This window comes from Enterococcus sp. BWR-S5 (assembly GCF_016745255.1).
GTDB lineage: Bacteria > Bacillota > Bacilli > Lactobacillales > Enterococcaceae > Enterococcus_L.
On sequence record NZ_JADOEQ010000021.1, the window covers coordinates 1 to 13,722 of the forward strand.

Sequence of the window (13,722 nt, forward strand, 5' to 3'; positions counted from 1 at the left end):
CCAAAGCAAAGCGACTGGGAGAAGGGACGACTCCCTCAAAGCTTAGGTACCTGGCAGTCAAAAGAGAAAGCATTCCGGTCTGATCAAGGACCCACTGGACCGCTGAGAAGGAATGTCTTTCTTGCTAAAAAGTATAAGAGCTGCCAACTTTATACTGGCAGCTCTTATATATGCTATTTTTTCTTTTCAACGAAACCAAGTTCCCCGTCCTTTATCTCTAATTTAGCTGAAAAACTTCCTCCTGATTTTCTTTTAAAACCTTTGATTGTTTTTGTAATTCCATCTTCCAGCAGCTGCTTTATTGCAGATTTTGGTAAAGTCTTTTTACTCCATTTTTTTGGTAGAGAAAATTTACAACTCGGATCATTCTTGTAGCCATCACAACCATAGAAAGTTCCTTTGTCCCTTACCTTTTCATTGCATATTGGGCAATCTCCTATAATAGAAGCGGCCGCCTGTTCCTCCTTTTCTTTTTCGAAAATGGAAAGAAGGTTTTTTACATCTTCTGACTCAAAAGCTAAAGGAACATTCTTTACCAAATGGTTTAGAAATCCTTGTATATCCTTTAAGAATTGATCTTGCTGACGTTCCCCCTTACCTATATCTTTGAGAGCTTTTTCCCAGACTGCAGTCATGCTTGGCGTGGAAAGTAATCTTTCATGTTTAGCTACAGAACATAAAAGCTCTCCTTTGTTTGTGATTTCTACTTTGTTTTTGACTACTTCAATGTATTTCCTATCTTTTAGTGATTCAATAATGGCCGATCGTGTAGACTCTTCTCCTAAGCCAAGTGTTTCGTTCAATATTTCTTTTTCTTCTTGATCTTCGGTATCTTTCCCAATATTTTCCATTTTAGCGAGCAAGCTACCTTCTGTGTATTTTTTAGGTGGTTTAGTTTCCTTTTCTTGCTGGAGAATGTCAATATCAACCTTCTCACCTTCGATTAAATCTGGGAGAATTTCTTGATTTGCTTCTTTATCCTTAGATCCAAACAATCTTTTCCAACCGTCGTTTTTGGGCGTAATTCCAATCGCTCTAAACTCTGTAGAGTTTACCTGTGCGGTGATAGTTTTTTCATCATACTTATATTTGGGCAGGAACATAGCAACTGTAGTTTTCAAAACCAGATCGTATATTTTTCTTTGTAACTCCGGCAATTTCTCCAGTTCCTCCGGCGAAGGAACCTTTTTTTGTGGAATAATTGCATAGTGTTCCTTCACCTTTTCATTGTCTACATACCGTTTTTCTGGAGAAAGTTGCAGACTTTCTTCTTGAATACCCAGTAAGTTAAGGTATTTACCTATGTTTTCCTTCAAGTAGTAGTGTTCTTTTTCAGTAATTTGTTTAATACTCGTTCTTGGATATGTGAGCAATTTATGAGTGTTGTATAATTCCTGTGCTGCTTCCAATGTTTCCTGGGGACTTACTTTGAATAACTTGTTGGCCTGCCCCTGTAACGCGTTAAGAGAGAAAAGAAGTGGACTTGACTCTTCCTTCTCTTTCATTTCTACCTTAGAAATAACTCCTGGGTTTTTACCAAGAGTAAAGTTCTTTTCTCCGGCAAATTTCTCTACTTCTTTACTGGAGTCAAATTTTTCATTAGGAATCATCTTTGCAGAAAAACTCTCTTTTCCATTACTTACTGTTGCGGATAGTTGGAAATATGGCTGCGATTTGAAATTTTTAATTTCTTGATCGCGTTCATATACAAGAAAGAGTGTTGGCGTTTGAACCCGACCAACAGAAAAGCTCTCTTTTACCCCATGCTCTTGTAGAAGTAATGTGTATAGTCGGCTGGCAGTCATTCCCACAAGCCAATCTGACTGTTGCCTTGTTTGAGCTTCAACGTAATAGTTGTATGTCTCCTTTGAATCTCTCAAATTTTTGAATCCGGTGTAAATCTCTTCTAAATCATTAGAATTCACCCATAAACGTTTTGTCACTTTTCTTTTATCTAAACCCATCAGATTAAAGCAGGACCATGCGACATTCTCACCTTCTCGGTCAATGTCGGTAGCAATAATGATTTCGTCGGCCTTTTTCAATATTTTCTCAGCATTTTTGAAAAGTTTTTCTTTATCTGGACTAACCTGGTAAACAAAGTTCTCAGGAATCAAAGGTAACTCCGAAAGATTCCAGTTTTTCCATTCTTCCTTGTACGTTTCTGGTTCAGCCAGACTTACTAAATGACCCAGTGCGTTCACTATGTAAACGTCTTTTCCTGAAAAAATAGGATCTTCAATTTTATAGTAACCACCTATTTTTTCCCGTTTTTGGAAACATTTTGCATAGTCATCAGCTTGATTTCTCTTCTCAGCAAAAATTACTGTAGTTGTCATTCTTAATCATTCCTTTCGCAGATTATCCTTGTTTAAAAAAACTTTGTATTCGCTATATAAATTGATAAGGTATACATACCAATCAACAATTTCAGAAGTTTTCTCATGAATGTTATCTTGGTTTATTAACCAATCCTTTTTGTTTTCAACTGTTTGAATCTGGTTGTAGAGTTTGGCCCACTCAGATCTGTACTCTTCGGCCATGGTACCTTCTCTCGAAATTGAATCAACTCTATCTTTTTCAGCCTGCAGCATTTCTTCCAATTGCTTTATGAAAAGTGATTGGCATGTTTTATCTGCTTCTTTTTTTGTGCTTGGCGATACTTCTGCTTGATCATCAACTACATGTGAAGAAAATGAACAACATTGAAGAGCTGGATCACTTGAGAAATACTCCCCGTATTCTTCAATAATTTGATCAAATTCTTCTTTGCTGCAGATTCTAGGAACCGTCATTCCTTCTCCAACTCCTACAAAATACTCACAGATTTCATACCCATCTTTATATTCTTCATGAAGGTGAAACTCGAATTTTTTGGTTTCTTGGGAATAGCTTACTCGCAACAAACTAGATAAATCAGAGAAAGTCTCTCCTACTTCCACCTTCTGTTCATTTAGAGTTTCACCTTGAAAAATGGTACCAAAGCGAACATAGAAAGAGATATCAGTTATGATCTCACCCGTTTTTTCTAGTTTAAAAGGGCGATCACATAATAAAACACGATCATATTCCAACTGATATTTCATGATTTCTCGCTTCTTTTCTTGTGCATATTTCCGAAGGCATATTGACATTTGACTAACTATTTTTTCCATTGCTTCGATTCCTAGTACGTTTTTTGTAGTCATGTCTACTTCATAATTAGGTATTTGTGGTGCTACGAGTTTTATATCTATATCAAATGGAGAATCGTAGAACGCCGCCGTTAAACTAATTAAATTTTCAAGCATTTTAACGTAAATAGGCTCACTACCTGTGGAAATTCTAAATTCTCCATTGTAATACCAGTCAACATCAAATGAATATTCGTGTAGATCTTCTGACCTGGTACTCAAATATACAGTGTAGTGACGTGCTATCTCTCTTGTTTGGCACCGGTGACGGTGGCAGGTTTCATCTTGAACTTTTCCATAAGTAGAGAGTATCGCTTCTACTTCTGCAGCTTTTTGATCAAATACTTTAGCTATTTTTCTCATGATTCCCCCTCCAACAATGATCTAATTGAAAAGGCATGACTAAACATCGGCAGGGCAATCACTTCGTTCAAAGGGTATGGATTCTTTACGGTCCACTTAGATTCTTGATTCACTTTGTAGGCTCTTCCTCCACCACGTCCCTTTGTGTTAATGAAGAAAATGCTATCATCCGGATTTAGGATATCCAAATCCAGCGTGATAAACATGTTTGATTCGTGAGAAGGTAATTCCTTTTCTCCTTGTATATCTCCGTGAATGTATGAAAACCTCATATCCTTCCTACCATGTCCTCCACCTCCAATGTCGGCTAATACAGGAGTATCTGCTGGTAAGTTTTGACTCTGTAACCACTCCGGTGAAAAGGCTTGGACCATAACCACCTTTGCAGCAACCATTTTAATTTTCTTCCCCTGAAATGGATAGTCCCACTCTTCCTGAATTCTAAACACGCCATATTTGTATTTCTTTTCGTTGTTGATCTCATCTCTGATTTTCTGAGATTCAGCAAGAACCTTCTTGTAATCACTACGATCGAAAAAGTTTAAAGGGTAATTTTTGTTAAAAGAATGCTGATCAAGCCGCCAATCATAAACGGGAAATTCTGAAACATATTTGAAGACTGCAGCGTTCATTTTTTTATCAAAAAAATCCTTATCGTCGAATTCCTCTTTGTAATGTAGACAAGAGTCAATTAAGATACTTGCTCCACCAAATACCTTGTTACCCCCTTTAATCGTTCCGTGAATGTATTGCTTGTTAGGAACTAAGCAGTCAATTCCCATGTCAATTGCTAGTTTCTTATTCCTGAACAGGTCAGTAATTGTAACTTTACAGCTTCCATTTTTCAGTTCTTCCGGATCATTCCAAATATCCTTTACAAATATTTGAGGAATAAAATCTAAGAAGTAATGACCGGTCTTGCAAAAACGGCCGTCTCTTTGGGAGCGAAAAATCTTCCTGTTGAAGTAATCGATTGCTTTCAAGTTATTTTCTGAACTAACATTCTCAGGATTTGTTACGTACTGATATTCGTTGTCCTGATCGATTTTAATGTGTTCTATCATTTGTCTACTCCTTCGCCTGATCCTAAGCTATCTATGCTTTCCGGTTTTCTGATCAGTTTGCTCAAAATAAAACCGTAAGCAATAGAAAGTACGATCATGATTACTGCAGTAACTATAATGTGGAATGACAACTGTTTATGTGCTACGAAAGATTTCCGGTATTGTTCAATGTACGCCATTAGTTTTGCTAAAAAAATGAAAATAGTGATTGGAAAAGCTACATTTGTAGCTATTGATAAGAAGATTCTTTTTTTTAGGTTTTGATTTTTTCTGTTCATTGGTTTACTCCTCTACTGGTTTATTTACTAACACTTCGAAACTGTCTACTTTTTTATCATTATTTAAGTGGATTTTAGCGACCGTCAGTGATTTGTACTTCAATGTTTCAGTTTCTGTGTATAGGGATACAAGCGAAATAAACTCAAAATCGTCTCCCAAAGATAGGAACGATTTACTCTCTTCCAGTTTATTTGATATTTTTGTGAAAAAGCCTTTCTGATTGTCAGTGTCTGCGGCAAGTTCCGGTAGGTTTGGGGAATCATTCCCTTGAAGTGCAGCCAGAAGTTCTTTTGTTGTCATTGCTTCTAGCTTCTCGAACCTAGTGTAGTAACTTTCTTCATTGTAGTTGTAGTAAATTTCGAGAAAATCATTTAAAATGTTTGCTGTTTCAGGATCTAGCAGTGCCTGCTCTTTAGATACTGCAGCTGTGTATTTTTCCTCTAGTTTTGTGTAACTTTCTTGAGAAGCCGCGACTTTCTTCTTTTCCCCTTGATAGAAGAACAGCAATGTCACTGCTGCAATTGCTGACGTTACTAATACTACAAATGGCATGTATTTTTTTATCATTGTGTTCCCTCTTTCGTTCATCATTTTTTCCTTACAATACTCGTTATAGAAGAACTCCAATTTCGCACGTAGATCGCGCATATGCGCCCTTGGCCTGCGTTCTGTTCATAGGTCACAATCATTTTTTTACCCACGTCTACCGACTTTATAATGCCTGTATGCCCATAAATAGAGTTTGCCAATTCTCCTTGGGACCAATTGATAACATCACCGGCTCTGAGATCAGTAAATTTCGGATTGAAAATTACTTGCCAACCGTATTTGGCCCAGTCGTAATCTATACCTATGTTTGCAGCACTCATAAATCCTGACCCCATTAGTTGCGGTCCGCCTAATTTGTCTACGTAAAAGGCTGTTAGGCCGTAACATTCACCGTTGTTGACATGTTGTCCCATCACTGTGTCTAAAACAGCTGTAGAAGCTGAACTGGTCCCAGAAGAGCCTGTGTTGACAGGAGCTAAATATTCTTTTACTAAATCAACGTAGTAGAAATTTCCTCCGTTTAAATACAGGTAATTTCCGTTACCATTCGCAATTGGGTTCGGGTAATCATATTTTGTTCCGCTGGTATTTCCTAAACTTGGAGCAACAACATCACGAGAAAAGCTTTCAGCAATTTTGAGTGTATGTTTTTTTCCGTTCTTTTCAACGTAATTAAGGTACCCACCACCGAAGTTGTAGCTGGCAAGTGCGGAGTCTTCATCACAGCCCTTATCTCTTGCTGCGCGAAGGAGTGAAGCGTAATATTTAACACCTTGTTTTATACTTTCCGCTGGGCTTAGACTGTTTACAGGAAGACCTAAGCTCTCACTTGACTGCATAACATCATTGCCCCGGCCTTTTGACTCTACCATCATGATTGCCAGCAATGTGTTTACCTTATCTGGAATATCATTTGCTTTTGCTTCTTTTTCAATAGCAGATTTCCATTGCAGAACATCTGGAGAGACAATAGCTTCTCCGGTTCCTGTTTCGTCATTTTTAAATGAGCTTGTGTCTGAAAATAGAAAAAATATTCCTAAAATAAGGACTGTAACAGCTGTTACAATCCTTATAATAGTTTTTCTGTTTTTTATCAGTGTCATTGTCAAATATGGGTCCATTTTATCACCTTCCTGTTACCTTATAAGCATAAGGGAACCAGTTGAAACTGCTTGTCTCACAATTCCCCCACCACCAGTGTTGTAGGCGAATTCCTTCATAACAGCAGGCGTTCTTATTGTAGAAATGAGTATTCCCATACCAATGATTCCGTGTCCTTCTAAAAGAAACTGAATACCAGCATATATTCCTATAAGCTGCAGCGACTGTCCGCCAATAACTGAGATCAGTTGTCTCCACCAGGTACTATACATATCCAAATCTCTTGAGAAAACTGTTATTGCAATTGGTGGAATGTACATGTATAAGAAAAATACGTCCCCGGTTCTAGTAATCAGTTGGAATAGGAGAACAACAAAGACTACGGCCATAATAACTGCAAAGAATGCAGTGATCAGCACCGAGTTTTCTCCAATTGAAAAAAGTGAACTGATTCTTTTTAAAAATGCTGTACTATCATCATTAGAGAGTTTTAAGTTATCTGCTATTGATTGTGAATCCAATCCAAATGCCTGGATCACTTTAATGAATCCAGAGTTTAGCTCTAATGCAACAAACAGAAAAAACGGCATAGCTAAAATTCTGTATCCATAAGAAAGAAATTTCCCTAGTATCTTGGTGATTGGCTCCCCTTCCCCTCCGGTAGCGATATCCAATACATTCGAAAATAGATAATAGCTGGCAACAGCTGTTGCCAGTATTCCGCAAGAGTAATTAATCAGTAGAAATAGCTCTTGAGTGAATTTCACCTCAGCAAAGGTGTCTGTGAGCTTCATAACGTTTATAAGCTGCCCTAGACACCAGTTAAGAGCTTCTACAGCTAATTGCATTAAGAAGGCCATTAGCGTATCAATTGGGTTTGTAACGTAGTTAAAAAAATCACCTATGCTTGATAACCAATCCAACATTATCACTTCCCTTCTTTTATTACTTTTTCTAATTCTTCATTTTTTTTGATCAGTTCCTTTATAATCTTTACGTTTTCGTCAAGTTCTTTTCCGATTTCCTCGTTTGAATCCGTCAAGGATTTATTCTCCTCTTCCAAACTACTGTTTGTTGTTTCATGTTTTTCGATTTTATCCTGGAGATCCTTGTTATCCTTTTTCAAAAAAGAGACGTTACTGGGATAAGTGGCTTTATCATAAATAAAGAAAATGTTCCCCAGAACTGAAATCGTTAATAATGAGAGAATTGACAGGTTAATCAGTCTTTCTTTTTTACTCTTTTGCTTTTTCCCAAGCTTCTCCAGATTTTTTTCTCTCAGCTGCAGCTCTTGCTCCTTTTTTAAAAGGCTGCTTTCATGCAACTTTACAGTTTTAAGCTTTTGATCTACTCTTAATCGTTGAGATTCAATCTGCTCCGCTTTCTCATTTAAGCTAATTCCTTCTGGCTCTTTTAACCTAAATTTTCTAGTTGATTTTGACACCTTAGCATTTGAAGACTCCTCAGTTTGCCGGTGCAGTGATTGTTCTTGTTCCTGCAAGCTTTTTTCTTTGGAGTTACTTAGTTCCTTGTCTGGAAAATCAGTGCTTTCTTCTGATTCTAAGAGTTCTGGGCTAATTTCTTTTTGAAATAGTATTTTGTAGAGTTCTTGAAAGTTCTTCGCCGTAGATATATCTAAAAGCACAGCACTTTCAGTTGGGATCTTTCCTCTTCCAGTGAGTTCTTTAAAATCGTAATTACCATATAAATAAGCGACTAAAGTTTTTACATGATCAAATAGACTGTTGTAGTTGTAGCCAGTAATCGGAAGACCTTCAACACCTTTGTAGAGAAAATAAACTTTGTTGTTTTCAGAAAGAAAGAAGTTTTCAGGAATTGGTAAAACAAAAAATCCTTTCTCGATTTGATCATAAGTAATTTTTATTACTTGCTCTACAATGCTATCCAGAGATTCTTGATATTGCTTTCTTTTCTTGTTCTTTTTGAACGTTGTAAGAAGAGAAAGCTCCTCCGGTTTCTGATAGGTTAAAACAACCCAGTCTGGATTTTCCTTGTTTACACTTACTAACCGGCATTCATAGTCTTCCTGTTCTGAAATCAAGTTTTCGAACAATTCTTCCCTTTTTACATTCTTTTTTTCAATCGAGTAAATGAATTTTTCGTCTTGATCATTTTCTTCAAGAATTCCGTCAGCAAAAACGATCATTCCTCCCATTTAAATCACTCCTTTCCTTTCAATTTAGTACGGCAGGGTACTATCAAAGTCCATTTCTTGTTCTTTTTCCTTTGGTATACTGGAAGTTGGTCCTTTTTTTAAATCAACCGAAGTAGAAATATCAGTGTTATCTGAGACTTCTCCTTTTTCAACCTCTGGTTCTTGTTTAGGAACTGGATTGCTTTTCTCAATCTCCTGCTCTAAATCTTGAGACAGTTTTTCTTTGGTAGCTGTAGCTGGACCTGGCTCCTCAGTTGGTTGTATAGTGTCGTCAAAGCTTTCTCTTTGCAGGTGCCAGTTAAATGGAGCTTCTTCGAGATCAAACAACTTGTAACTCCAGACTTTTCTAAATCTTATTGGTTTAGTTTTACTTGCAAAGTAAAGTCCTTCTTCCTGGTCCAGATCTAAAACTTCCCTTTTTGTCATTAAGTTTCTCTTAGCATAATTGTATTGTTGTGATTCATTGGAAAGGGATTCTGTAGCAACTTTATCACTTTCGTTTCTTAAAATAATCGTTGTTTCACCGAGCTTATCCATAATTGTTTGTGCTGTGTTCGATTCCTCGTTTGTTCCTAAAAATACGAAGTTGTCGCAGTTGGCAATTATACTCTTAGTGTTGTGTTCTCCGTAGGTTTCTACTAACTGGGCAATATCCTGAACAAAAGGCATTATGTTTAGACCTAACGCTCTTACAAACGATAGCATAGCTTGGAAGTTTGGAATTTCACCGACATTGGTAAATTCATCTAAAACAAAATCAATATTTACTGGATATCTTCCGCCAAACCGATCAACTTCTTCAATAAGAGTGTTGAACAATTGTTTGAAAAAAGTGTTGATTAAACCACGGAAAGTTTTATCCGTTGGGTGAATTCTTAGATATAGCGCGATTTTCTCAGTTCCCAAGTCTGTAAAATCGAAATCAGAAGTTTCAGTAAATCTTCTGATTCGCTCTTGTTTCCAGAATCTTGTTGCTGATTTTGCTGTAGACATAATACCAGTCCAAGTGTTTCCAGACGCGTCTGCTACTTCACTAAAGTAATCTTTTGCAATAGAATCATCTGGTAAATCTTCGAACAGTTCTTTTACCTCTTCTTCTCCCAGGTTCATGATTTGTCTAACATGTTTCATGTTTCTTTTAATAGGAGATAACTCTTCCATTACGTAGGCAATACAAGCTGAAATGTAGTTTATTGCTTGGTTCCCCCAAATATCGTTGGCATCATCATTTGTGGACTCTACTAAAGCTGTTGAGAAATTATCTATTTCATCAAATGTCAATACTTTTAAAGGATTCCAGCAGTTTCCACTAAATTTCACAAAATCAATATATATGATTTTGAACCCTTGTTTTGCTTTTTCTTTACTGGTTAGTTTGTACAGCTCTCCTTTTCCATCACTAGCCACAATACTTCTGAACTTATTCAGTATGATTTGACTAATACAAAAAGCTGTTGTTTTCCCTGATCCAGAACCAGCAACACCCAGAGTGTGAGAATTTATCTTACTTGAAGCTTTCCTGATAATATACTCATTAGTTTCAGGAATTTGACCTATCAGAGAACCAAACTCTTTTTCATTCTTTAGATCAGAATGGAAGTTTTTTTTACCTTTTTCGAAAATATCTTTTTTCGTTGCAAAGCTGGCTGTTCCGTATGCACCGTAATCACTCGCATCTTCGACCTTGTGTGGCTTCACTTTTTTGTATGTCTCAAAAAATCTCATTAGGTATACAAAAAGAAGCGCGCCCTCAACAACGCTAATTATTTTCAATAAATCTGGTTTGTTTATCAGTTTAAGTAGTGCAGCAATTGGGTGTTGCAGGTTATTAAGAAATGCTCTCCCTACATTTTCAAATACTGCTGTATCAGAAAAATTGATATGGCCTTCCCTTAAATCAATAATCGTAACGATTAGGAAAAACGCAAAGAGCATTAGAAAGACCGTTGAAAAAGTCAAGAACTTCAAATGTCCGTAAGTCTTTAAGAATCGACTCTTTCTTCGCTTGTTTCTTTTCTTTGTCTCGTACATTTAATCACCCAGCTTTTTTGTGATTTTTTGGCTGCTTACCAAGAAGCTCCCACTCGTAGGGAGTAAGCTCAAATTTCACTGGAGTTTTTTTGTTAGCGTAGAGAAGTAAGCCTTCACCTACTTTGTGTTCCATAATTGTGAGTATCTTTACTTCTTCATCAGTAAACTGCATACTGGCTTCTTCTTTCAGTAGTTGCAGTGATTTTGGCTTCATTGGCAACAGTATCTGGATTGTGCTGTTGTCAAATACTGCAGTTCCGTAATTTACCCCGTTAATTTCGATACTCAATGTATCTGCTGGTTGCTGCGTTGCTGAAATAGCTCCACTTTGACCATACTTTCTTATTCTTTTGTATATTGATCGTAACAGAGCTGCAGATTGAGGTGAGTTCGGGTTGTTTAAGACGTGCATTTCATCAATAAAAAAGTATGTTTCTTTGACATTGTTCGTAATGAGATCCCAAATGTATTGAACCAGGTTAGACATGGCTGCTATTTGCATTGGTGTGTTTTCGCCTAGATCTTTAATGTTGAAACAAATTAAATCGCTGTCAAGATTAACATTTGTGTACCCATTAAATATTTTTTTGTTTATTCCATAAACATATTGCTTCAAAATCACTTGGAAATTTCTTAAAATCTCAAATCGACCTGCAGGATCGGCTAGTCTTTTTTCGACTACTTCGTATAGATCTTTCAAAATTGGGTAGTCTTCTGGAGACAAATTCTCGAAGTTGGTGTTTTCGTCAATGTTGAAATTGTTGTATACTTCACTCAAACAATCGTCTACATATGACATGGTTGTTTCATCACAGTTGGGCGCTAATATCCGGAAAAACTCTTGTTTGTTCTGTAGGTGAATTGAAAAAACGTCTCGTTCCTCCAGTTCTTCGGCTAATTCTTCCAGACCACCTTCTTCATCAGCGGCATTTTCTGTATTTTCATAAAATACCTGTAATGGGTTGATTACATCTTTAGTACCGTTTGAAATAGTAATTGTAGTACCACCCATTTTTCTGACTGATCGGCCATACTCATTTTCTGGATCGATAATAATTACTCGAACATCATCAGATTTTTTGTAGACTCTACATATCAGTTCCCATAAAGTTACTGATTTACCTTGTCCTGAGTCTCCGAAAATAACTATGTTTTTGTTAGGTAGCGAATCCAAGTCTATGTTAATCTTAGTTTCTTTGTTGTTTGGATTTACTCCTAAAACAAAGCCATCTTTGACACCAAAATTTTGTGAATCAAAATGGTAAAAAGAAGCTAATGATTCGGAGTCCATTTCTCGATTTGTGTATCTCTCCAGTCTATTCTCTCCATACGGCAGCGCAGTGACAAAACCATCCATTAAGGACCCCACCGGAACAAAGGGAGTGATTCCTGCTCCTAAGAGCTTGTTTTCTACACGACTTTTGAGAAGAGATAGTTCTTGTAAGGTGTAGGCCTGGAGTTTTACAGTAAGCCCTATTCTAAAGAATCCTCTTGCACTTGAATCCAGTAAATTCTCGATTGCTTTAGTCATTTTCTTGATATTCTTTTTCAGTCTAAGGGTGTCACTTGCTTCAATTTTTGGGTCATTAAGGTTTCGTTGGTCTTTCTTAATTGTTTTGTTCAACTTATCAAGAGCTAGACCTGTACCTGTCGGCACCACATGTAGGTTTACAGAGTCATTTCCAGCCATATCATATAATTCTGCCAACCAACCGCAAGGTTGCTCAGGTGGCAAATCAACGGCCATTACAGTCGTTTCATAAACTTCTCCGATACGAAGGTAATCAAGGTCCTTTTTTTGAATCTTTTCAGTACCTTCTCTTATTTCCATTGGAGAAATTTGATCTGCAAGGTCGAAGGTAGCTAAAGTCTCTATTTTATCTTTTTTCTTTTTGAACAACTTCGTCTACTCCTTCCATTTCTTTGTACTCTCTTATTTGGCGATCCAATTCGTTTTCATCTACAAGTGAGTCTGAAATTATGAACTCCGGACTTGAGCTGATAAATCTGTTGAATCTTCCTCTCAAGCTGTTCAAGTTTTTTTCTAATATTTGAACCAACTCAGTCCCCGTCAGTCTCTTTGGTGAATATCCTTCATCAAGAATTGATTGCATATTAGAAATCAACTCACTTACTCGTTCGAACAGCAACATATACTTTTCTTCATGATCTTCTTCACTATAGAAGTTTTCAAAAAGTAAAATGTATGCTTTTTTTTCGGTCATGTTTGCTTCCTGAGTGTCCTTTTTTAAATAGTTTACGTAACTATCTTGAAGAAGTTTTTTTGTTTCGTTTTTAAGCGAGTTGATTTTTTCTTCTTCTGTCCTGATAAGATCTGACATGTCTACAGGCATGTTTTCTCTCTTAAACTGCATTTTACCAGCACGTTTGTATGCTAAGCCCAACTGCTTAACTAAAGAGTTTTTTTGTGCTTTGGTTAGTAGCTTACTATTAACATCCGGACAAAAAACTCCAGCTACTAAGAATTTCTTTTCTTCTTTTCCTTTTTTATCAATAGTTACAGAATCTTGGTTCATTCTGGTGATCCATACATATTTTTGTGTCGATTCTTCCATGTAGGGGTCTTTATCCTTGGAGAACGGCCAAAACATTGTCATTCCTCCTTTGCCCTCAGTTTGTTGTACCGGGAAACGTTCTTCCCGGTTTTCATTCTTCTTTTAAATCTCATTTTATCTTCCAAAATATCTACTTGAGTAACTTCACAGCCTGCAAATCTTTTGATTTTTACAAGGTTGTAGCCAACAATCCCTATTGCAGCAATCGCTACAAGTCTCATTAGGAAATTTACAACTACATTAGGGTGTTTTAATGGGAAGAACCAAATAAGAAGCAGCAAGGGAAGAACTAAAACAACAAAATGTCTCAGCTGCTTTAGCCCAAACCCTCTCGAAAATTCATAAGAACTGTCAACATCAATATTTATCAGGTATTTCTTTTCTTCTTTCTCCTGCTCCATTTTTCACCA

Annotated in this window: 12 protein-coding genes; all 12 read right to left on the reverse strand. The window is 36.8% G+C overall.

Features of this window, described 5'->3' with window-relative positions; translation table 11 throughout:
* Positions 1-173 precede the first annotated feature (173 nt).
* From topB to IW510_RS18985, 12 genes are read right to left on the reverse strand one after another with little or no spacing between them, the layout of a single operon-like run.
* The gene (gene topB / locus IW510_RS18930) at positions 174-2,339 is read right to left on the reverse strand and encodes a type IA DNA topoisomerase (RefSeq protein WP_202062327.1); all 2,166 of its coding nucleotides are present in this window, start codon (positions 2,337-2,339) and stop codon (positions 174-176) included.
* Between the two features lie 6 nt (positions 2,340-2,345).
* Positions 2,346-3,536: a hypothetical protein gene (locus IW510_RS18935; RefSeq protein ID WP_202062329.1), complete on the reverse strand. Its 1,191-nt coding sequence runs from the start codon at positions 3,534-3,536 to the stop codon at positions 2,346-2,348.
* A complete protein-coding gene (locus IW510_RS18940) occupies positions 3,533-4,600 on the reverse strand; it encodes a hypothetical protein (protein WP_202062331.1) in 1,068 nt (355 codons plus the stop codon). Before IW510_RS18940 ends, IW510_RS18935 begins: the two co-directional genes overlap by 4 nt.
* The gene (locus IW510_RS18945) at positions 4,597-4,878 is read right to left on the reverse strand and encodes a hypothetical protein (protein ID WP_202062333.1); all 282 of its coding nucleotides are present in this window, start codon (positions 4,876-4,878) and stop codon (positions 4,597-4,599) included. Before IW510_RS18945 ends, IW510_RS18940 begins: the two co-directional genes overlap by 4 nt.
* Positions 4,879-4,882: 4 nt before the next feature.
* Entirely contained in the window at positions 4,883-5,446 is a 564-nt protein-coding gene (locus IW510_RS18950; RefSeq protein ID WP_202062335.1) for a hypothetical protein, read from the reverse strand.
* 20 nt (positions 5,447-5,466) lie between these two features.
* Positions 5,467-6,549: a lysozyme family protein gene (locus IW510_RS18955; protein ID WP_202062337.1), complete on the reverse strand. Its 1,083-nt coding sequence runs from the start codon at positions 6,547-6,549 to the stop codon at positions 5,467-5,469.
* Between the two features lie 15 nt (positions 6,550-6,564).
* On the reverse strand, positions 6,565-7,455 hold the full coding sequence (locus IW510_RS18960; RefSeq protein ID WP_202062339.1) for a conjugal transfer protein TrbL family protein: 891 nt from the start codon (positions 7,453-7,455) through the stop codon (positions 6,565-6,567).
* A gap of 2 nt (positions 7,456-7,457) precedes the next feature.
* Positions 7,458-8,705, reverse strand: coding sequence for a hypothetical protein (locus tag IW510_RS18965; RefSeq protein ID WP_202062341.1), 1,248 nt, complete (start codon positions 8,703-8,705; stop codon positions 7,458-7,460).
* A 24-nt stretch (positions 8,706-8,729) separates the two neighbouring features.
* Positions 8,730-10,736: a VirD4-like conjugal transfer protein, CD1115 family gene (locus tag IW510_RS18970; protein WP_202062343.1), complete on the reverse strand. Its 2,007-nt coding sequence runs from the start codon at positions 10,734-10,736 to the stop codon at positions 8,730-8,732.
* A gap of 4 nt (positions 10,737-10,740) precedes the next feature.
* Complete coding sequence (locus IW510_RS18975) at positions 10,741-12,636, reverse strand: VirB4 family type IV secretion system protein (RefSeq protein ID WP_202062345.1); 1,896 nt, start codon at positions 12,634-12,636, stop codon at positions 10,741-10,743.
* A complete protein-coding gene (locus IW510_RS18980; RefSeq protein WP_202062347.1) occupies positions 12,614-13,312 on the reverse strand; it encodes a hypothetical protein in 699 nt (232 codons plus the stop codon). The genes IW510_RS18975 and IW510_RS18980 overlap by 23 nt, the downstream gene beginning before the upstream one ends.
* 38 nt (positions 13,313-13,350) lie before the next feature.
* On the reverse strand, positions 13,351-13,713 hold the full coding sequence (locus tag IW510_RS18985) for a hypothetical protein (protein ID WP_202062349.1): 363 nt from the start codon (positions 13,711-13,713) through the stop codon (positions 13,351-13,353).
* Between the last annotated feature and the right edge of the window lie 9 nt (positions 13,714-13,722).

Excerpts from the sequence above, each read along its gene's own strand:
- topB (WP_202062327.1), bottom strand. The coding sequence starts at position 2,339 with ATGACAACTACAGTAATTTTTGCTGAGAAGAGAAATCAAGCTGATGAC.
- IW510_RS18935 (WP_202062329.1), bottom strand. The coding sequence starts at position 3,536 with ATGAGAAAAATAGCTAAAGTATTTGATCAAAAAGCTGCAGAAGTAGAA.
- IW510_RS18940 (WP_202062331.1), bottom strand. The coding sequence starts at position 4,600 with ATGATAGAACACATTAAAATCGATCAGGACAACGAATATCAGTACGTA.
- IW510_RS18945 (WP_202062333.1), bottom strand. The coding sequence starts at position 4,878 with ATGAACAGAAAAAATCAAAACCTAAAAAAAAGAATCTTCTTATCAATA.
- IW510_RS18950 (WP_202062335.1), bottom strand. The coding sequence starts at position 5,446 with ATGATAAAAAAATACATGCCATTTGTAGTATTAGTAACGTCAGCAATT.
- IW510_RS18955 (WP_202062337.1), bottom strand. The coding sequence starts at position 6,549 with ATGGACCCATATTTGACAATGACACTGATAAAAAACAGAAAAACTATT.
- IW510_RS18960 (WP_202062339.1), bottom strand. The coding sequence starts at position 7,455 with ATGTTGGATTGGTTATCAAGCATAGGTGATTTTTTTAACTACGTTACA.
- IW510_RS18965 (WP_202062341.1), bottom strand. The coding sequence starts at position 8,705 with ATGGGAGGAATGATCGTTTTTGCTGACGGAATTCTTGAAGAAAATGAT.
- IW510_RS18970 (WP_202062343.1), bottom strand. The coding sequence starts at position 10,736 with ATGTACGAGACAAAGAAAAGAAACAAGCGAAGAAAGAGTCGATTCTTA.
- IW510_RS18980 (WP_202062347.1), bottom strand. The coding sequence starts at position 13,312 with ATGGAAGAATCGACACAAAAATATGTATGGATCACCAGAATGAACCAA.
- IW510_RS18985 (WP_202062349.1), bottom strand. The coding sequence starts at position 13,713 with ATGGAGCAGGAGAAAGAAGAAAAGAAATACCTGATAAATATTGATGTT.